Source organism: Streptomyces sp. NPDC005863, assembly GCF_042871345.1.
Taxonomy (GTDB): Bacteria; Actinomycetota; Actinomycetes; order Streptomycetales; family Streptomycetaceae; genus Streptomyces.
The window spans coordinates 552,626-572,096 of the sequence record NZ_JBIAII010000004.1 but is presented as its reverse complement, the minus strand read 5'-3'; the positions used below and the strand labels follow the sequence as shown (position 1 = coordinate 572,096).

The 19,471-nt window shown below is 72.3% G+C and carries 14 protein-coding genes; all 14 read right to left on the bottom strand.

What is annotated here, in order from left to right; genetic code table 11:
* Positions 1 to 130 precede the first annotated feature (130 nt).
* Complete coding sequence (locus ACFYO9_RS18885) at positions 131 to 313, bottom strand: hypothetical protein (RefSeq protein ID WP_355820486.1); 183 nt, start codon at positions 311 to 313, stop codon at positions 131 to 133.
* 327 nt (positions 314 to 640) lie between these two features.
* Positions 641 to 892: a hypothetical protein gene (locus ACFYO9_RS18880; RefSeq protein ID WP_358779238.1), complete on the bottom strand. Its 252-nt coding sequence runs from the start codon at positions 890 to 892 to the stop codon at positions 641 to 643.
* Between the two features lie 455 nt (positions 893 to 1,347).
* Positions 1,348 to 2,874 (bottom strand): MFS transporter, encoded by a 1,527-nt coding sequence (locus tag ACFYO9_RS18875; protein WP_358779239.1) that lies wholly within the window; start codon positions 2,872 to 2,874, stop codon positions 1,348 to 1,350.
* 206 nt (positions 2,875 to 3,080) lie between these two features.
* The gene (locus ACFYO9_RS18870) at positions 3,081 to 3,620 is read right to left on the bottom strand and encodes a hypothetical protein (protein WP_355820492.1); all 540 of its coding nucleotides are present in this window, start codon (positions 3,618 to 3,620) and stop codon (positions 3,081 to 3,083) included.
* Positions 3,621 to 3,670: 50 nt separating this feature from the next.
* A complete protein-coding gene (locus ACFYO9_RS18865; RefSeq protein ID WP_358779240.1) occupies positions 3,671 to 3,808 on the bottom strand; it encodes a hypothetical protein in 138 nt (45 codons plus the stop codon).
* Positions 3,809 to 3,867: 59 nt separating this feature from the next.
* Entirely contained in the window at positions 3,868 to 4,773 is a 906-nt protein-coding gene (gene metF / locus ACFYO9_RS18860; protein WP_358779242.1) for a methylenetetrahydrofolate reductase [NAD(P)H], read from the bottom strand.
* Between the two features lie 277 nt (positions 4,774 to 5,050).
* Positions 5,051 to 6,037 (bottom strand): carbohydrate kinase family protein, encoded by a 987-nt coding sequence (locus tag ACFYO9_RS18855; RefSeq protein WP_355820494.1) that lies wholly within the window; start codon positions 6,035 to 6,037, stop codon positions 5,051 to 5,053.
* Positions 6,038 to 6,553: 516 nt separating this feature from the next.
* Positions 6,554 to 7,765: a methionine adenosyltransferase gene (metK, locus tag ACFYO9_RS18850; protein WP_355820496.1), complete on the bottom strand. Its 1,212-nt coding sequence runs from the start codon at positions 7,763 to 7,765 to the stop codon at positions 6,554 to 6,556.
* Between the two features lie 1,380 nt (positions 7,766 to 9,145).
* Positions 9,146 to 10,732 carry a class I adenylate-forming enzyme family protein gene (locus ACFYO9_RS18845; protein WP_358779241.1) on the bottom strand — a complete coding sequence of 529 codons (1,587 nt, stop codon included), beginning with the start codon at positions 10,730 to 10,732 and terminating at the stop codon, positions 9,146 to 9,148.
* A 783-nt stretch (positions 10,733 to 11,515) separates the two neighbouring features.
* Positions 11,516 to 12,127, bottom strand: coding sequence for an NAD(P)H:quinone oxidoreductase (gene wrbA / locus ACFYO9_RS18840; RefSeq protein WP_388666416.1), 612 nt, complete (start codon positions 12,125 to 12,127; stop codon positions 11,516 to 11,518).
* Between the two features lie 238 nt (positions 12,128 to 12,365).
* Positions 12,366 to 13,361 carry a class I SAM-dependent methyltransferase gene (locus ACFYO9_RS18835; RefSeq protein WP_358776569.1) on the bottom strand — a complete coding sequence of 332 codons (996 nt, stop codon included), beginning with the start codon at positions 13,359 to 13,361 and terminating at the stop codon, positions 12,366 to 12,368.
* Positions 13,358 to 14,515, bottom strand: coding sequence for a DegT/DnrJ/EryC1/StrS aminotransferase family protein (locus ACFYO9_RS18830; protein ID WP_358712477.1), 1,158 nt, complete (start codon positions 14,513 to 14,515; stop codon positions 13,358 to 13,360). The genes ACFYO9_RS18835 and ACFYO9_RS18830 overlap by 4 nt, the downstream gene beginning before the upstream one ends.
* A gap of 5 nt (positions 14,516 to 14,520) precedes the next feature.
* Positions 14,521 to 15,060 (bottom strand): cupin domain-containing protein, encoded by a 540-nt coding sequence (locus ACFYO9_RS18825; protein WP_355820535.1) that lies wholly within the window; start codon positions 15,058 to 15,060, stop codon positions 14,521 to 14,523.
* A 2,199-nt stretch (positions 15,061 to 17,259) separates the two neighbouring features.
* Positions 17,260 to 18,324, bottom strand: coding sequence for a type III polyketide synthase (locus tag ACFYO9_RS18820; protein ID WP_358776568.1), 1,065 nt, complete (start codon positions 18,322 to 18,324; stop codon positions 17,260 to 17,262).
* Between the last annotated feature and the right edge of the window lie 1,147 nt (positions 18,325 to 19,471).

The following is a 19,471-nucleotide window of genomic DNA, read 5'->3' as shown; positions in this document are numbered from 1 at the left end:
CATGGATGGCTACGCAACGCACGGCCAAGGACTGGGTCCGGACCCGGGTATGCCGGGCCCTGCATCCGATCCTCGGCGCGCTCTCTCCGCGCCCCGCGTCAGCCGCTGTCGCGGGGCGGGCGGTAGCCGTTCACCATGCCGTGCCTCCCCTGACCGTGACCGCCGGCGGGACAGCGCCCCCGGCTCCGTACTCCCCCACCCTCAGTCCCTCGCGGGCACCGGCATTCGGCGGGCAGACGCCGGTGGGGATACGGGACGCGGCGCCGACGAGGCGGCTGCCGCTGCGGTGGGGGGTGCCGGTGGTGGTGTGCATGGGCCTGCTCCTTCCCGTATCGGCTCCGTGTCCGGTTTCGTACGTGTCCCTGCGGGGCTGGTCAAGCGCGGCCCCGTACAGGCCAGTTGGCCGCGTCCGGGCCGCCCAGGCTCATCGCGTCGAGATGCGGGACACCGTGTCCGACGGCGGTCGGCCAGGTCGGTGGCGCGGCGTACGAAGTCCTCCCCGGCGCCGGGGAGGTGGGTGAAACGCTCGCGCAACAGGGCCCGGCCCCGTTGGTGCGGCCGGTCTCGCCACTGTCGGCGACGATGAGCAATCCCCCACAACCCACCCATGCCGGCGGGCAGTTCGCGGGAGCGGCGCTGATCAATAGAGCAGCGGTCCGTGGGCGACGGTCCTGGCCGCCTGTACGAGGCCGAAGGCGGCCCCCGCACCGAGGTGGCCGCCCAGCGCAGGCGGCGCTGGAGCCCAGCGGCGGCCGGGCGGGATCGCGCGGTCCAGGCTCACGTCGAGGTGGATGCCCTCCGCCCCGCTCAGAGCCGAGCGCAAGCGTGCGGTCAGCTCCCGCAGCCCGTGCGGGGCCTGGGTGTCCAGGGGCCGGCAGGGCGAGCCGCTCATGGCCGGCGACACGGCAGGCCTCACCGGCATCGGCCGGGATGCGGGCGGACCAACCGGAACCGCCGGAGCGAGGGCGGGTGGACGCCGCACGGAGCACCGCGTGCTCGCCCGCCAGGACGGCCGGGGCAGACGGCACCGGAGCCGGCACCCACCACTCCCCCGGCCCGCCGCGGCACGTACCGGACGCACACATGAAGAAGCGCCCAATTCCCTGCCCCCGTACGGCTTTTGGGCAGGATGGACGCACCAGAATCGTGACACGCGCCGCGGGCCCGCGCCTAGTGCGCCTTGGCGTGGTGTGGGTCACGCACCCGCGCGCCCCGCCCAAGAGGCCCCAACCGGCCCGTAGCGGAAGACGACTTGACGCCCCGCACCCGCCCCCCAGCACACAACAGGGCACCGCCCCCGGGGGGAATGTCGGCTCCCCGGGGGCGGTGCGTAAAGAAGGGTGGTGCTCAGGTGGTGGCGCCGGTGGCGGTGGGCTGGGCCACCGTCTCGTCGCCGGACTCGGCGTCGGCCTCGGCGAGCACGTTGCGCGGGGTGGCGTCGACCTTCTGCATCAGGGCGACGACCAGGGCGGCGGCGACGGCCACCAGGATGGCGCCGATGCGGAAGGCGCGGGAGGCGCCGTCGGACTGCGCGACGGTGGGCAGGACGCCCTCGCCGATGTGGTCGGTGGTGTAGCGGATGGCGACCGGGACGAGGGTGGCCAGGCCGAGCGCGCCGCCGATCTGCTGCATGGCGGTCTGCACGCCGGAGGCCAGGCCGGAGTCCTTGCCGGTGACCTGGTAGAGCGCGCCGTTGACCAGGGCGGGGTAGCACATGGCGCTGAAGATGCCGAAGACGAGCATGCCGGGCAGGACGCCGCCGACGTAGGAGGAGTCGGCCTCCAGGGTGCTGGCGACGAACAGGCCCACGGCGGCGCCGCCGAAGCCGATGGCCAGCACCGCCTTGACGCCGATGCGGGGCATCAGCGCGGAGGCCGCGCCCATGCCGGCGCCCATGGCGAAGGCCAGCGGCACCACGGCCATGCCGGACTTGATCGCGGAGTAGTCAAGGACCTGCTGCATGTAGAGGATGAGCAGGAAGGCGTAGCAGTGGAAGCTGGCCAGCAGCGCCAGGGTCACCACGTTGGAGGTGACGCGGGTGCGGTTGGTGAAGAAGCGGATGGGCACCATCGGGTCGGGGGTGCGCACCTCCCACAGGGCGGCCAGGAGCAGCACGCCGACGCCGCCGAGCAGCGGGATGAGGACGGTGGAGGAGCTCCAGGAGTGGTCGGCGGCCTTGATCAGGCCGTAGACGACGGCGACGAGGCCGCCGGTGATGGCGATGGCGCCGACGACGTCGACGCTGCGGCCCTCACGCTCCATGCGGCTCTCCGGCATGACGCGGGGCACCAGGATGAGCGCGGCCACGGCGATGGGGATGTTGATGTAGAAGATCCAGCGCCAGTCGACGTATTCGGTCAGGGCGCCGGAGACGACCGAGCCGATCACGCCGCCCAGGGCCGCGGTGCCGCCCCACACGCCCAGCGCCTTCATCCGCTCACGGGCGTCGGGGAAGAGGATGGGGATCATGCCCAGGGCGGCCGGGCCGCACAGCGCCTCGCCCAGGCCCTGGACGAAGCGGCTGGAGACCAGCATGCCCGAGGACATCGCGGCGCCGCAGGTGGCCGAGGCGACGCCGAAGCAGATCACGCCGGCCATGAAGATCCTGCGGCGGCCGAACATGTCGGCCAGCCTGCCGCCCAGCAGCAGGAATCCGCCGGCCATCAGGACGTAACCGTTGATCACCCAGGCGAGGTCGCCCTTGGGATTGAAGGTCAGGTCCTTGTCGATTTCGGGGAGCGCGACGAGCACGATCGTGACGTCCATGACGAGCATGAACTGGATCGCCGCGAGAACGGCCAGTGCTTTCCATCGCCGCGGGTCGCCGGCGGGAGCCTGCGCCCCGCCCGTGGACTCTTTGTCGAGAGTACTCATGGCCTGGTTACTTCCTCCGAATAAAGTGCGACCCAAGAAGGCCGTCCGCGCGGACATGGCGGCCGGCGCCGGTGGGTGGCCGCGCCCGCTGTGCGCGGGGTGGCGCCGTCTCCACCGGTACGACGAAACAGGGCCGCCAAATGTGAGGGGGGCCGGCGCGGCGCGGGACAGAGCGCGCGCAGCGGGGGCGGGGTGGGGTGGGGGTGTCAGCCGACCAGGTAGCGCTGGATGGTGGGTGAGACCAGGGCGATGACGTCCTCGACGGAGGCGGAGGCGAGCGGCTCCAGTTTCACGACGTAGCGCAGCACGGCCACGCCCCAGACCTGGGCCTGGGCGGCGTTGATGTTCATGGGCGGCACGCCCAGGGCGCGGGCGACCTCCTCGAAGTCCTTGGCCGGTTCCTGCAGCGAGTCGGCCAGCTGGCGGAAGATCTGGCGGGACATGAAGTCGCGCATCTGGGCCGCGCCGTCCTCGCCGGTGAAGACGGCGCTGAAGGCGGCCAGGAGCTGGGGGCGGGCGGCGGGGTCCTCCCACTTGGACAGGGCGGCCCGCAGCAGGCTCTGGGCCAGTTCGGCGCGCTCTCCGCTCAGGGAGGCCGCCCCGGCCCGGGCCAGGGCGCCCCCGATGTCGGCCAGCGCGCCGGCCCCGTCCGCGCCCTGCGCATCCTGAGCGGCGTGCGCGCCCTGCCCGTCCTGTGAGGCGTGGGCGTCCTGCGGGGTGTGGGCCTGGTGCGCGGTGTGGGACATCTCTTCTCCTTCTGGGGGGTGGGGAGTTGGGGGCGGGCGGCCTGGAGGGGTCAGTCGATGCCGCGTACGACGTGGGGTTCGAAGGTGTCGTCCTCGTCGATGCCGGCGAGCCGCAGCGGCGGGGTGCGCGGCGGGGCGAGGGCGGTGTCCCGGGAGGGCCGGTGGTCCTCCTCTTCGCTGTCGTACACGTGATCCTCCTGCCGGTCGGGGCCAGTGGCGGTGGCCGGGGCGGGGTCGGTGGGTGGGGTCAGTGGTGGGCTGCGAGGTCGTGCGGGGCGCTGCGCGTGGGGGTGAGGTTGCGGTGGATCTCGAGCGTGGCCGTGGAGCGGTTGAGGGTGATGTAGTGCAGTCCGGGGGCGCCTTCGGCCAGCAGCTGCTGGGCCATGAGCGTGGCGTGCTCGACGCCGATGCGGTGGCCCTCGGCCCGGTTGCCGCGGGCGGCTTCCAGGCGGTGGGCCAGCGTTTCGGGGAAGGCGGCGCCGCTGAGCTGGGCGAAGCGGCTGATCTGGCGCACGTCGGTGGCCGGCATGATCTCGGGGATGATCGGGGTGGTGCAGCCCGCGGCCGTCACCTTCTCGCGCAGCCGCAGGTAGTCCTCGACGTGGAAGAACATCTGGGTGATGGCGTAGTCGGCGCCCGCCCGGCACTTGGCGACGAAGTGGCGGATGTCGCTGTCCCAGTCGGGTGAGCGGGGGTGGCGTTCGGGAAAGGCGGCGACGCCGACGCTGAACTCCCCCGACTCCTTGACCAGGCGCACCAGTTCGTGGGCGTGGGCCAGGCCCTGGGGGTGGGCGCTCCAGGAGGCGCCCGGGTCGCCGGGCGGGTCGCCGCGCAGGGCCAGTACGTCGCGGACGCCGGCGTCGGCGTACTGGCCGATGATGTGGCGCAGTTCGGCCACCGAGTGGCCGACCGCGGTCAGGTGGGCGACCGGGCGCAGCGTGGTTTCGGCGGCGATGCGCTGGGTGAGTTCCACGGTGCGCTCGCGAGAGGAGCCGCCGGCGCCGTAGGTGACCGAGACGAAGGCGGGGGCGAGGGTCTCGATGCGGCGGATGGTGCGCCACAGCAGGCGGGCGCCGGTCTCGTCCTTGGGCGGGAAGAACTCGAAGGAGAAGCTGGGGTCGGGCCCGGCGATGACCTCGCGCAGGGTGCTCATGCTCATGCCCGCCCCCCGGTATTGCGCCGGCCGGCCGGCAGCGGGACCTCCGCCGGGAGCCGGCCGCCAGTGCGCTGCGCCCGCGCCAGGACGGCGGCGGCGATGTTCATGCGGTCTCTCAAGGCGGGGTCCTGCCCGCGCGGCACAACGCTCTTCGCCCCCTCGGCCGCCGCCGGCCGGGTGGCCGGGGTGTGGGGCGGGGTGCGGGCGGGCTCGCGGGGTGTGCGGTGGCCGGCGCCTTGGTGGCGGGGGCTGGGGGTGTGGGCGGGGGGCGGGGTCATGAGGTGCTGCCCGTGAGCGGTGCCTGCAGGGCGCGGGCGGCGGCGGGCCCGTAGGTGTGCTCGATGCGGGTGAGCAGGTCGGCGGGGCTGAGCTTGTACTCCTGGGTGCCCACCGATTCCAGGACGGTGGTGGCCAGGGCGCAGCCGAGCTGGGCGGCGCGTTCCTGGGGCAGTTCCCAGGCGGTCGCGGCCAGGAAGCCGCAGCGGAAGGCGTCGCCGGCGCCGGTGGGGTCGGCGATGGCGGCGGCGGGGACGGCGGGCACGCTCAGGCGGGGGCAGCCGGCGCGGGCCAGGCTGACGCCGCCGGCGCCCAGGGTGGTGATCCAGGTGCCGACGCGCTCCAGGAGCTGGGACTCGCTCCAGCCGGTGCGCTCTTGCAGCAGGGCGGCCTCGTACTCGTTGGTGAACAGCCAGCGCGCCCCCTCGACCAGGCGGCGGGCCTGATCGCCCTCGAGGCGGGCCAGCTGCTGGGAGGGGTCGGCGGCCAGCGGGATGTCCAGGGCGTGGGCGGCGGCGGTGTGGCGCAGCATCGCGGCGGGATCGTCCGCGCCGACCAGGACGAGATGGGGGGTGCCGGTGCGGGCGGTGACGGCGGCGAGGTCGATGTGGGCGGCCTCGGCCATGGCGCCGGCGTAGAAGGTGGCGATCTGGTTCTGGTCCTGGTCCGTGGTGCACACGAAACGCGCGGTGTGCAGGGTGTCGCTGACCTGGACGGCGGAGATGTCCACGCCGTGTTCCTCCAGCCGGCGCCCGTACTCGGCGAAGTCCAGTCCTGCCGCGCCGATCAGGACCGGGTTCAGCCGCAGCAGCCCCAGGCCGAAGGCGATGTTGGCGCCGACGCCGCCCTGGCGGACCTCGAGCCGGTCGGCGAGGAAGGACAGGGAGACGCGCTCCAGTTGCTCTTTGATCAGCTGCTCGGCGAAACGGCCGGGAAAGACCATCAGATGGTCGGTCGCTATCGATCCGGTCACGGCGATACGCACGGACAAAGCACTCCCTTGAGGCGGGGGCCGGCCGGTGAGGGCCGGGGCCGGCGGGCATCGGGCAGGACGGGGTGGGGCGGCGGCGCGGCGGGGGGGTGGGGCGAGGTGAGGTGAGGGGTACGTGGCGGGCCACCTGCGTCAGGCGGGCAGGCGGCGCCGGGGCTGCCGTGGCGGGGCGGCGGATGGCCACCCGGATCTGCCGTGGCGGGGCGGCAGGTACGGCGGGTATGGCGGTACGGCGATGGGGTGCGGCCAACGCCGGGCGGGGCGACAGGCGCGGCGGGTGCGGCGGGTACGGCGATGGGGTGCGGCCACCGCCGGGCGGGGCGGCGGGCGGTACGGGCGCGACGCCGGGCCAGGCCGGGCGGGGCGGGCCGAGGCCCGGCGGGGGCGTGGCCCGGCGGGGGCGCGGCGCGTCCGCGCGGCGGGGGCGCCACCACCCCGCCGTACACCTCCACCCGCGCAACACCCCCGCCCCGCCCGGCGGGCTCCCCGGCGGGCTCCCCGGAGGGGGGGTCAGCCGGCGTCGGCGGCCGCGCGCAGGGCGTCGGCGCGGTCGGTGCGCTCCCAAGTGAAGTCGGGCAGTTCGCGGCCGAAGTGGCCGTAGGCGGCGCTCTGGGCGTAGATGGGGCGCAGCAGGTCCAGGTCGCGGATGATCGCGGCGGGGCGCAGGTCGAAGACCTCGCCGACGGCGCGTTCGATGTGGGCCTGGGGGACGGTGGCGGTGTTGAAGGTCTCGATGAACAGCCCGACCGGTTCGGCCTTGCCGATGGCGTAGGCGACCTGGACCTCGCAGCGGGTGGCGAGCTGGGCGGCGACGATGTTCTTGGCGACCCAGCGCATCGCGTAGGCGGCGGAGCGGTCGACCTTGGAGGGGTCCTTGCCGGAGAAGGCGCCGCCGCCGTGGCGGGCCATGCCGCCGTAGGTGTCGACGATGATTTTGCGGCCGGTCAGGCCGGCGTCGCCCATCGGGCCGCCGATCTCGAAGCGGCCGGTGGGGTTGACGAAGAGCCGGTGGCCGTCGGTGTCGAGTTTGATGCCCTCCTGGGCGAGCTGGGCCAGCACGTGCTCGACGACGTGTGCGCGCAGGTCGGGGGTGAGCTGGTCGTCCAGGTCGATGTCGGCGGCGTGCTGGGAGGAGACCACGATGGTGTCCAGGCGGGCCGGGCGGCTGCCCTGGTACTCGATGGTGACCTGGGTCTTGCCGTCGGGGCGCAGGTAGGGGACGGTGCCGTCCTTGCGGACCTCGCTCAGGCGGCGGGAAAGACGGTGGGCCAGCTCGATGGGCAGCGGCATCAGGGCGGGCGTCTCGTCGGTGGCGTAGCCGAACATCAGGCCCTGATCGCCCGCGCCCTGCTTGTCCAGCTCGTCCTCATCGCCCTCGACCCGCTTCTCGTAGGCGGTGTCGACGCCCTGGGCGATGTCGGGGGACTGCGCGCCGATGGACACCGACACCCCGCAGGAGGCGCCGTCGAAGCCCTTGGCGGAGGAGTCGTAGCCGATGTCGAGGATCTTCTGGCGGACCAGGGTGGCGATGTCGGCGTAGGCGGTGGTGCTCACCTCGCCCGCGATGTGCACCTGCCCGGTGGTGATCAGCGTCTCGACCGCGACCCGGGAGGCGGGGTCCTGGCTGAGCAGGGCGTCCAGGATGGTGTCGCTGATCTGGTCGGCGATCTTGTCGGGGTGGCCCTCGGTCACGGACTCCGAGGTGAACAGACGACGGGACATGACTCTCCAGGACGTAGCAGGGTGAATGGACGAAGTGCGTGTGGGGGCGGGGCCCCGGCGGCGGTCACCGGGGCGGTCACGGGCGCGGGGGCCGGGCGGGCAGGTGCCGGGCGCCGTCCCGGCTCCGGCGACCGGCCCGGCCGGGCAGCCCGGCCACGGCTCGTCGGGTACGGCTCGTCGGGTACGGGCCGTCGGGTACGGGCCGTGCAGCCACCCGCCGAAACCGCGGGGCGAGAACAGAACCCACCAGGCCCAACTCCCGTGTACGGGAGGGGCCTTGGCCTGGACCGCGCACCGAGCGGGGCCGAGAGCGAACGTGGGACGACGGCGGCCCACTCCCGCGCACAAGAGGGACCTTCGACCGAACCGCGCGCCGGGCGGAGCCTGAGGGCGCGGGCTGGGGACCCGCCGGGTTCAACCTCCGCGGACGGGAGAGCCCTTGAACCGAACCGTGCACCGGAGGCGGGCATGAGACTCGCCGGGGCCAACTCCCGCGCACGGGACAACTCTTGGGCTGAACCATGCGCCGAGCGGGGCCGGGGGGCGAGCGTGGGACCTGCCAGGGCCAACTCCCGCGCACGGGACAGCTCATAGACCCAACCGCGCGCCGGTCGGAGCCGAGCGCGGGGATAGCGGGCCCCACTCCCGCGTACGGGGCCGCTTGCAAACCGAACCGCGCACCGCCCGGGGCCGGAGGCGGGCACGGGACCCAACCCGCCCGCCGGGGCCGACTCCCGTATACGGGACCGCTTTTGGGCTGAACAACGCGCCGGGCGAGGGCGAGCGCGGGGGCGACGGGGACCCCACTCCCACGTACGGGACAGACCTTCGGAACCGCGCGGCGGACAAAACCGGAGGCGGGCGTGGGGGTCGATGGGTTCAACCCCCGTGTACCGGACAGCTCATGGGCCGTACCGCACACCGGGCAGAGCCGAGGGGGCTCGGCGTATCTGGAGTATCCGGCGGTACGGGGCCGGGCGCGGGCGGCACGGTCAAGGGGTGTCGCCGCGACGGTGTACCGCGGCGCTCCCTCTGCGGTTTTGGCCCGTACGCCGTTCCCTTGGGCCTGCCCCTCCAGTACCCGTACGCCGCTCCCCCGCGCGTGGCCCGCGGGAGCAGCCCGTATGCCTCTGCCCGACTGCGGTGCGCCGCTGCCCTGTGCGGTGAACTCGCAGTGGGCACCGAGTAGGCGAGCCGAGCCCACCCACCCGTACACCCCGCCCGTACGCCTCTCCCCCACCCGGCCCCGGCCGGGTCTCGCGCGGCGGCCTCGTACACCCTCCCCTGCGCCCCGCGCCCCGCGCCCCCGCCGTGTCCGGGCGGCCGGGTTCACGGCCGGGGTGAACGCGGTTGCGGGGCGCGAGGGTTGGGGGTGGGGGGTCAGGCGGGGTCGGTCAGGCGGGTGTGGAGCTGGTGGGCCAGCGCGCTGCGCTGGACCTTGAGGGTGGCGGTGCGCGGCAGTTCGGCCTGGGGGATCTGGACGGGGTCGGCGAGCTGGGGGAACGCGGTGACCGCGGCGCGCCAGCGGGCGCGGTCCAGGGGGGCGTCGTCGGTGGTGCAGATGACGGGGACGGGCCGGTCGTCGGGGCCGGTCACCACGACGAGTTCGCTCAGTTCGGGCAGCCGGCCCAGGACGACGTCCTCGACTTCCAGGGAGCTGGTGACGCCTTCGATCATGTCGACTTCCCGGTCGAGCATGTGCAGGCAGCCCAGCGCGGTGCGGTAGCCGACATCGCCGGTGCGCCACCAGGCGCCGTTGCGGTTGGTGTCGTAGCGGTCCTGTTCGGCGAAGTAGGTCTTGGCCAGGCCGTCCCAGGCCACTTCGATGAAGCCGGGGTTGTCCTTGGAGGGGGGCCGGCCGTTGCGGCTGGTGACGCGGACCTTCGCGGCTCCCAGTGGCATCGCCCAGCCCACGCAGCGGCCGTTGGCCTTGTGCGCGGAGGAGCGGAAGTAGGCGCGGCCCACGGCCGGGCCGACCTCGCTCTGGCCGTAGATCTGGAAGAACAGGGCGCCGGTGCGCTCGGAGGAGTTCAGCAGCCGGCTCATGGTGCGCGGGTGGATGGCGTCGAAAGTGCTGCTGAAGATTTTCACCGAGGAGAAGGGGCGGCGCGGGTCGGCGGCCAGGTCCTCCCAGTCCATCAGGGAGTTGGGCAGGGCCTCGACGAAGCCGGGCCGGTGGGCGGCGAACTGCTCGGCGACGCTGTCGGGATCGGATGCGTTCATCAGCAGGATCGGCAGTTGTTTCAGCAGGGCCAGGGACATGGCCGCCACCATCCGTGAGTGCACGAAGGGGATGTGGATGGCGACGGTGTCCTTGCGGCGCATCAGGGCCAGCAGCCGCCACTGCGGCACCAGGCGGATGCCCTGGGTGCGGGGGGTGTGCACGACGAGTTTGGGCAGTCCGGTGGTGCCGGAGGTGTGGGTGATGACGGCGGCTTCGTCGATCGGGCGGGTGCGGGCACGTACCCGGGGGGCGCCGGCGAGGGCGGCCAGGCACTGGGCGCCGGGGTGTTCACCGGCGGTCAGGATGACGCGGCGGGTGATGTCCTTGAGCGGGACCTGGGTCATGCCCTGGAGTTTGGGGGTGTCGGTGAGCAGGCTGGGCCGCTCCAGGCGCTGGATGAGGGCGCCGACGGTCGCGCCGTCCAGGGCGGGCGAGAGCATCACCGGGATGGCGCCGATCCGGGAGGCGGCGGCGCCGAGCATCCAGATGTCGGCGTTGGCGCTCTTGTGGACCACGATGTGTTCACCGGGCCGCACCCCTGCCGCCCACAGCCGGGCCGCCAGGTCGTCGATGGCGTCGGCGAACTCGGCGACCGTCAGGCGCCGTCCCAGCTGGGGCAGGACGTCCAGGTCGTGGTCGAGGGTGAGCGGCGTCGAGCCGTTGACGGCCGCGGCCATCTGCGGCAGGAGTCCGAGGTGCAGGCCGCGCTTTTGTATCGATCGGTAGACCGTGGAGCCCTTCATCGGGCTGTCTCCTTCTGCGGGAACGGATGGACGAAACCCGCCACCCCGGCCACACCCCCCGCCCCGCCCGGCCGGCCGGCCGGGCAAATCCCGGGCGCGGGGCGGGTGAGGCGGGCGAAGCCCCGGCCACAGAGCGCGCAGGGCGCGCGAGGGGTGCGGGGCCGGCGAGGTGCGCGGGCGGGGCGGTTGGGGTGAGCGGGTGGGGCGGGTGTGCCGTGGCTCGCCGCCTGCGATGGACACCATCGGGGCACCGGATTCAAGGACGCTCCCACGGCCCGGGCCAGCGGCATGCGCTGCTTGAGCACACCGGCCGGATGCTGGATGTTGCCGCAGCCCCCGCACGCGGGATTGCACGCGCAGATCGCCGCCCGCCCCTTGCTCCCCGCCAAGGTGGGGCCGGACGGGAGGCAAGAAGTGGGCGGGGGCGGGGAAAGAGGTGGGGCGGGCGGCCTCACATTGCGTACGGCTGCGTCGTCGACAGGAGTGAGGCGGACGAGGCGGACGCCACCGGCCCGGCACCCTTCACAGGGTGGGGGCCGGATGGACGCCTGGGCCGCGCCGGGGCGCCGGGGGCGCCCCCTCGGGCCGGTCCACGCAGCCGGCCGCGCCCCCGGCCAGACCCGTGACCCCCGCCCCCCCCGGCGGCGGACACACCACAACGCCACAGCGCCGCAGGGGCCGCAGCACCTCAGCAGCACATGAGCCAGGCACCGTAAGAGGCGTGGGAGGACCGCAACCGGCCTCGTACGGCGGGCAGTTGACGCCCGGTCTCTCGGTGTGTGTTCAGAGGGTGGCGCGGCCGGTTTTGAGGGCGGCGGTGGTGTCCACGACGCGGCGTGCCTGGTGGCGTGCTGCTTGGAGGGCGATTTCGCCGGGGGCGCCGTCGCCGGCGACGTGGGAGGTGCCGTACGGGTTGCCGGACTGGAACTGGACGGGGTCGGTGTAGCCGGGGGGCACGATGATGCCGCCCCAGTGGTAGAAGGTGTTGGACAGGGCCAGGATGGTGGATTCCTGGCCGCCGTGGGCGGTGTTGCTGGCGGTGAACGCGGAGAACACCTTCCCGGCGATCTTCCCGGCGAACCACAGGGGTCCGGTGGTGTCGATGAAGGCCCGCAGCTGGCTTGCGGGGTTCCCGAACCGGCTGGGTGTGCCGAACAGGACCGCATCGGCCCAGGCGAGATCGTCATGGCCGGCTTCGGCGATGTCGGCGGTGGCCTCACGGTGGGCCGCCCAGGCCGGGTTGGCCTCGATCGCGGCCTGGGGGGCGGTTTCGGCGACGGTGCGCAGCCGTACCTGCGCGCCTGCCTTCTCCGCGCCCTCGGCCACCGCCTTGGCCAGCGTGTGCACGGTGCCGGTCGCGCTGTAATAGATGATGGCAACGTTCACAGATTCCACAGCAGATTCCCTTTCCTTTTGCGTGGTGTACCGGCATACCGGCGTGCCGGTGTGCCGGTGTTGGTGCGGGGGCTTTGCCGGTGCCCGCGCTGCCGGCGCCGCCGCTGTCCGATGTCCCCCCTGCCTGATGTCCCCGCCTGACCCCTGACGCGTATACGCGCCTGATGGGCCTGACACCCCTGCCGGGCCTGGCAGTTGGCGGACCGGGGAGCTGGCTGGGGGGCTGGGGGTCTGGGGGTTAGCGGGCGATGACGAGGGTGGCGGGCGGGGCGGTGTGGAAGGTGATGTCGCTGAAGCCGGCTTTGGTGAGCCAGGCGTCATAGTCCGTGCGCCGCCAGGTGCCGCCCTGCTTGCTCTTGAGGAGCATTTCGCAGGCGAAGAGGAGCGGGAAGGCGGGCCCGCTGCGGTCGTCGTCGACGACGTAGTCGCACACGACGAGGGCGCCGCCGGGTTTGAGGGCGTCCTTGAGGCGGGTGAAGACGGCGATGTTGTCCTCGGGGCCCTCCTGGTGGGCGATGTGGGAGTAGACGGCGACGTCGTAGGCGTGCCGGCCGAAGTCGGTGTGGTGGAAGTCGCCGTCGATGCAGGTGAAGCGGTCGCTCAGGCCGCGTTCGGCGAGCAGGCGGGCGGCGATGGCGTTGATGGGTTCCCAGTCGAGCTGGGTGGCGCGGGCGCGGGGGTTGCGTGCGAGCCAGGTCGCGGAGTAGATGCCCGAGCCGCCGCCGACATCCAGGATGGACAGGGCGCCGGCGTCGTCCAGGCCAAGGACGTCGGCGGCGACGGCGGCGGCGGGCACGGACTGGGCGGCGATGGCGGGCACGACCTGGCCCCAGTGCGGGTTGTCGGCGACCTCGACGGCCGGGTCGCTGACGGGGCCGCCGGCGGCGACCACGTCGGCCAGCCCGGTCAGGCTGCCCATGTGGGTCAGCTTCAGGCGGGCCATGGCGCTCAGGTCGGCCGGCCGGCCCTCGACGAGGTAGGCGTCGGCTTCGGCACTGTTGCGGTAGGTGCCCTCCTCCAGGTGGACCAGGCCGATGCTGACCAGGCCGTCCAGCAGGCTCTGCGCGCCGCGCGGGGAGATGCCGGCGCGCTCGGCGAGCGCCGGGGCGGTGTGGGCGCCGGCGTTGAGGTGGGTGAACAGGCGGTGGCCGGCGGCGGCGCCGATGATGCCGGTGGACCAGTAGCCGTTGATCAGGCGCAGGACCGTGTCCGGGGTGGGCTGGTGCTCGCTCATCGGGTTCCTCCCAGGGCCCGGGCGGGGGCCGCGTGCGTGTGAAGGGCGGTGCGCAGCCGGCTCGCGACCCGTTCGACCTGCTCGGGGGTGAGTTCGGCGTGCATGGGGATGGCCAGGTGGTGGTGGTAGAGGGCGGCGGAGACGGGGCAGGTCTGTTTCGATTCGAAGACCGGCTGCAGGTGGGTGGCCCAGGTGCCGTGGCCGCAGCCGATGCCCTGGGCGCGCAGGTCCGCGGCCAGCGCGGCGCGGTCCACCCGCTCGTCCAGGCGCACCAGGTAGGACTGCCAGGCATGCGTACGGTCGGCGGGCACCGTGGGCAGGCTCAGCAGTTCCTCGCCGGCCAGGAGGTGGTGGTAGTGGGCGGCGACGGCGGCGCGGCGCTCCAGGAGTTCGCCGATGCGCCCGATCTGGACCTGCAGGATCGCGGCGGCGATGTCGGAGAGTTTGAAGTTGTAGCCGATCTCGGTGAACTGGGGAATGGGCAGGCCCACGATCTTCGACTGGTCGAAGATGCTGCCGATGCCGAAGGAGGAACGCAGGCGTGCGTCCTGGGCGATGGCGGGGTCGGCGGCCACCAGGGCGCCGCCCTCGCCGCTGGTGGCGCCCTTGCGTCCGTGGAAGGACAGGCAGGCCACCTCGGCCAGTGTGCCGGCCTCGCGGCCCTGGTAGGTGGCGCCGACCGCGCAGGCGGCGTCCTCGATCACGAACAGGCCGCGGGCATCGGCCAGGGCCTGCAGTTCGCGGTAGTCGGCGGGCAGGCCCACGGTGTCCACGGCGATGATGCCGACGGTCCTGGCAGTGATCAGGTCGGCGACGCTGGCGGGATCCAGGGTGTGGGTGTCGGCGCGGACGTCGGCGAAGACGGGCACCGCGTCCAGGTAGCGCACGGCGTGGGCGGGGGCGGGGAAGGTGTAGTCGGCGACGATGACCTCATCGCCGGCCTGCACGCCCAGGGCGAGCAGCGCCAGGTGCAGGGCGGCGCCGCAGTTGCTCACCGCGACGCTCTGGCGGGTGTAGCGGTGGGTGAGCTGGGCTTCCAGGGCCTTGCCCCGGGGGCCCTGTCCGGCCGGCCAGCCCGAGGCGAACACCTCGGCGACGGCGGCCAGTTCCTTCTCGCCCAGGCTGGCGTGGACCAGGGGTATGGGGGTGTTCATGACGGTCACTTCCCGTTGCCGGCAAAGGGGGGCGGGGTGTAGCGCAGGGGGGTGAGTTCCTCGACGTCGTAGCGTTTGCGCATCTCTTCCACGGCCGCGGGATCGACGGTGGTGCCCCGCGCCCAGATCTCCGTGATCTCTTCGAAGTACTGCTCGTGGTCGGGTGAGGGGTAGCTTTCGAACAGCATCCTGACGGGCTTGTCGGTGGCGTTGCGAAAAGCGTGCGGGATACCGGGCGGCACGAACATGCAGCCGCCCTCCCCCGCACGGATGACGCGTTCACCGGCGGCCGAACGCCAGTGGTGCCAGGTGTCCGGGGTCCGCTCCAGGGGCTCGAAGCACATCAGGTCCAGCTCGCCCTCAAGGACGTAGAAAAACTCCTGGGACTCGTGGTGCACGTGAGCACCGACATCGAACCCGGGCGGCACGACCACCTCGAAGATCGAGACTGAAGAGCCCTGCGCCTGGGTGGCCTTGAAGGTCACTTCCTGCGCCGGAGTGATCAGCTTGCGTCCCCCACCGGGCGGGACGATCAGGCCAGTCATGTGATGGGTTTCCTTCACGGACGAGAAAACGAAAGGACAAGAAGACGAAAGAACGAGAGGGCGAGAGGGCGGGAGGGCGGGAGGGCGGGAGGAACAAGAAGAAGGGGCGGGCGGTGGGGCGGGGCGGGGGTGTGGTCTCACGCCCGCCGGGAGGCGGACACGCCGTGCACCCACACCCGGGACCCACCGGCGCCGGGAGGCGCCGGGGGCCGGGGCCCGCAGACCACCGGCTGGGGCAGGGGCCGGAGACCACCGCCCGGGGGGCGGGGTCCGGAGAGCACCGCCGGGGCTCGGAGAGCACCGCCGGGAACCGGAGACCGACACCCTTGGGCCGGAGGCCTGGTGGACCGAACCCCGGGGGCCGGGGGCCGAAGACCACCGTTCGAGGGCCGGAGACCACCGTCGAGGGCGGGAGAGCACCGCCGGAGACCGAATCCCCTTGGAGGACCGGAGGCCTGGTGGCCCTAACCCCGGGGCCCGAAGACCATCGTTCGAGGGCCGAAGACCGCAACCTCCTTGCGCCGCAGGCCTGGTAAGCCGAAAACCTGATGGAACGAACGCCGGGGCCAACAGCCCGAAAGCCACAGCTGAGACCAATGGCGCAGGCCGGAGCCGAGCACCAAGGCCGCAGGCCGTGAACCGAAGACACCAGACCACGAGCCGGAGCCGACCCCCCCTGGACCGCAGGCCTGATGGGCCAAGAACCAGAGCCCGCAGGCCGGAGCCGAACACCGGGGCCGGGGCCGGGGCCGGGGCCGGGGCCGGGGCCGGGGCCGGGGCCGGGGCCGGGGCCGGGGCCGGGGCCGGGGCCGGGGCCGGGGCCGTAAGCCGAGACAACGGGCGCGCGCCAGAAGCCCGACGCCGGCGGCCGTCACCCGAAAGCAACAGGCCGTGAGCCGGGATCCGGACCGGAGGCCATAACCCAAAGAAAGCGAGCCATGAACCGGAGGCCGGGACCAAAGACCTCAACCCGAAAGCAACAGACCAGACCCCAAGGGCCAGAACCGAAGGCCGCAACCCGATAGCAACGGACCGAACGCCAAAGGTCGGGGCATCAGGACGCACCCCGAAAAACAGCGGACCGTGCACCAGGGCCGAAAGCCATAAGCCGAAAGCAGCGGACCTCACGCCAAATCCGGGCCGCAGACCGCAACCCGAAAGCCCATGGGCCGCAGGCCTGGTCCAAGAACCGGAGGCCGGAGCTGAACACCGGCGCCGTGACCGAAGGCCGCAGCCCTAAGACAGCGGACCGAGAGCCAAGGGCCGGAGCTGAAGGCCCCACCCCGAAAGCAACAGACCGTATGCCAAAGCCGCGCCGAAGGACGCAACCCGAAAGCCCGTGGACCGCAGGCTCGATGGGCCCGGAACCGGAGGCCGGAGGCCGAAGCTGAACACCGGGGCCGAGACCGAAGGCCGTAACCCGAGGCAATGGGCCGCACGCCAGAAGCCGGACGCCGAAAGACGTCACCCAAAAGCAACGGACCGTACGCCAGAGGCAGCGGAACATGAGCCGGGAAAACCATCCCCCAGACAACGGACCGAGGGCCAAGGGCAGGGACCGAAGACCGCAACCCGGAGGCAACGGACCGCACGCCAGGGGCCAGACCCGAAGGACGCGACCCGAAGACAGCGGTCCCTATGCCGGGGCCGGAGGCCAAAACCAGGCCGACCGCACACCAAAGCCGGGCCGACAGCGGCAGCCCAAGAGCCCGTGGGCCAAAGGCCTGGTGGGCCCAACCCCGGGTCCAGAGCCCGAAGGCCGAGGACCGCAGACCGTGAGCCGTGGCCGCAGGCCGTGAGCCGCAGGCCGTAACCCCAAGACAGCGGGCCGTGAGCCCGTGAGCCAAGGGCCGGGACTGCAGGCCACAACCCCACAGCAGCAGACCGGACACCGAGGTCCACGACCGAAGGACGCAAGCAACGGACCGTAAGCCAGGGCCGCAGGCCAGAGACCAAAGCAGCCGACGCACGCCGAGACCGGACCGGCGGCGGCAACCCGAAAACCCGTGGGCCAAAGGCCTGGTGGGCCCCGCCCGGTGCCTGGAGCCCAGAGGCCGAGGACCGCAGGCAGTGAGTGGTGGCCCCAGGACGTGAGCCGCGCCTCGGGGCCGCAGGCCGTGGGCCGGAGGCCGTGAGCTGCGGGCCGGAGGCTGTGGGCATCGCCGATGCCGACGGGGACGGGGTGGCCCCGGGAGGGGGTCAGGGGGTGGGTGGGGTGTCGCTGTTCCAGCGGCCCAGCGCCATCTCCGCGGTGATACCGGGCCCGAACCCGGCGATCAGCCCGGTCGCATCGGGCATCGGGGTGTCCTCCTCGAACAGCCGCAGCGCGGCATCCAGAACGACGGCGGAGGCGATGTTGCCGTACTCCGTCAGCGTCGACCAGCTGTGGCGGAACACCTTGCGGTCCACGTCCAGGAACTTCGCGAGGTCGCTCAAAATCCTGGGCCCGCCCGCGTGGATGATGTAGAAGTCGAGGTTGGAGGCATCCCAGCGGTGCCCGGCGGCGAACTCACGCAGCACCGGCGCCAGCGGCTCCATCGTCCCCGGCACCCGACGGTCGAGCTGGAAGTGGAAACCGGTCTCACGCACCGCGTAGGAGATCCACTCCTCCGTATCGGGAATGAGATACGAAGAGTTGACCTCCAGCTCGATGCCCGTACCGCCCCTGCCGCGCACCACCGCGGCCGCGACCGCATCCCCGAACAGCCCATCCGAGAGGAGCGAGCCGATGTCGTCCATGTCGGGCTGGTAGCACAGCGAGCACAGCTCGCAGGAGACGATCAGCACGTTGCTGCCCGGATGGGCCAGGCAGAAGTCATGCGCACGGTTGATCGCCGCACCGCCGGCCGCGCAGCCCAGCTGCGCGATGGGAATCTGACGCGTGTCGGAACGAAAACCCAGCTTGTTGATCAGCCACGCCGTCAGCGACGGCATCAAAAACCCGGTGCACGACACGTAGATGATCGCATCAATGTCACGGGCACCGACCCCCGCATTGGCCAGAGCCTCCTGGACCACCTCGGGCGTACGCTTCTTCGACTCCGCCTCATAGACACGGTTCCGCTCGGCCAGCCCCGGGTGCCTGAGGGTCTGTTCGATGGGCTGGACGATATGCCGCTTCACCACCCCCGTGTTACGGATCAGCCGAAGCGCCAGAGGAAGCTGCGGCTTCCCGGCATGAGCCCTCTCGGCGAACTCCAGCGTCTCCTCCGCCGTGATGACGTATTCCGGTACACGCACTGACGGCTTGCATAGCCTGGGCATAACGGGAATCCACTTTCTCTAGAGTCTGCCTTAGACACGTGAACGAAACACCCACACACCCGCAACCAGCCCCCACCCCCCCTCAGAGCGACAACAAGGGGAAGGGGAAGGGCAAGCGCAGCAGCCAACACACCCCTAACCACCCCTCCCTAAACACCAATCCCACCCCGGCCGAACACCCGGCGAAGCACCCGCCCCCACCCGCGCCCCCTTTTTTCAGGAACCGGCCTGCGGCCGGCCTTCGAAGACCAGCCCCACGGACAACGGAGAGAGGAACAACAGGAGAGGAGGTGACAGGCGAAGAAGAGGCATACAAGAACGCCCAGGAGAACCGGCGGACTGTGTGCTGAAACGTGCTGGAGACACCCCGGGAGTGTGCTGGACGCGCTGGAGACACCCGGAGGCATGCTGGCGGGTCTTCCGGAGCTGTGCTGGAGGTACCCGGGGGCGTATCGGGGTGCGATCAAGAGGGGCGCCGGGGCACGGGAGAAGGCTCCGCACAACGAACCCCCCTCACCCCGGGGCGTGCCGGGGCGCCTTCCGGAAGGGCGGCCGGGACGCGGCAAAAGGCGCTGGACAACGACACCCGCCCCTCACCCGGAGCTGAACGGCAAAAACAGCACCAGGCCGAAACCCGCACCTTGCACGGCCTGCCCCTTCCCTGCCGGACTCCTACTTCCAGCGGCCAGCACCCAAGACCCGAAGCACACCCGGACCAGACCACCCCGACAGGACAAAGAACAAAGCCCCCACCCCCGACACCAGAACAAGGGAGAGGACAACAGCACTACGCACAACGGGAGTCGAACCCAAACCGACCAGCAACAACCGGCAAACCGGGCCGGCACACCCCGGCAAGCCAGTGAGCGACTGCGGGTTGCGGCCAGGGATCGCAGACGCATCCAGGCAGCAACGAGCCACCCCCTGCCGGGGACGTGAGGGACAGAAGCGAGGCCGGCCATGTCGCGGAGGCGCACTACTGCCGAGACATACACCCTGCCCCTAAAGCAACCCGGCTACCGACCCGTGACCGCCTGCACGATCACAACCCCGGAGCCAGCACCCGACAGCCCCAACATCCCCCAGGCGCAAGGAACATGCCCAGCCTCCACCCCGGGAAGGAAGGCGGAGAATCCCTGCCGCCAGT

What these genes read in the sequence shown, in the direction of transcription:
- ACFYO9_RS18885 (WP_355820486.1), bottom strand. Translation starts at nt 313, where the DNA reads ATGCACACCACCACCGGCACCCCCCACCGCAGCGGCAGCCGCCTCGTC.
- ACFYO9_RS18880 (WP_358779238.1), bottom strand. Translation starts at nt 892, where the DNA reads ATGAGCGGCTCGCCCTGCCGGCCCCTGGACACCCAGGCCCCGCACGGG.
- ACFYO9_RS18875 (WP_358779239.1), bottom strand. Translation starts at nt 2,874, where the DNA reads ATGAGTACTCTCGACAAAGAGTCCACGGGCGGGGCGCAGGCTCCCGCC.
- ACFYO9_RS18870 (WP_355820492.1), bottom strand. Translation starts at nt 3,620, where the DNA reads ATGTCCCACACCGCGCACCAGGCCCACACCCCGCAGGACGCCCACGCC.
- metF (WP_358779242.1), bottom strand. Translation starts at nt 4,773, where the DNA reads ATGAGCACCCTGCGCGAGGTCATCGCCGGGCCCGACCCCAGCTTCTCC.
- metK (WP_355820496.1), bottom strand. Translation starts at nt 7,765, where the DNA reads ATGTCCCGTCGTCTGTTCACCTCGGAGTCCGTGACCGAGGGCCACCCC.
- ACFYO9_RS18845 (WP_358779241.1), bottom strand. Translation starts at nt 10,732, where the DNA reads ATGAAGGGCTCCACGGTCTACCGATCGATACAAAAGCGCGGCCTGCAC.
- ACFYO9_RS18835 (WP_358776569.1), bottom strand. Translation starts at nt 13,361, where the DNA reads ATGAGCGAGCACCAGCCCACCCCGGACACGGTCCTGCGCCTGATCAAC.
- ACFYO9_RS18830 (WP_358712477.1), bottom strand. Translation starts at nt 14,515, where the DNA reads ATGAACACCCCCATACCCCTGGTCCACGCCAGCCTGGGCGAGAAGGAA.
- ACFYO9_RS18825 (WP_355820535.1), bottom strand. Translation starts at nt 15,060, where the DNA reads ATGACTGGCCTGATCGTCCCGCCCGGTGGGGGACGCAAGCTGATCACT.
- ACFYO9_RS18820 (WP_358776568.1), bottom strand. Translation starts at nt 18,324, where the DNA reads ATGCCCAGGCTATGCAAGCCGTCAGTGCGTGTACCGGAATACGTCATC.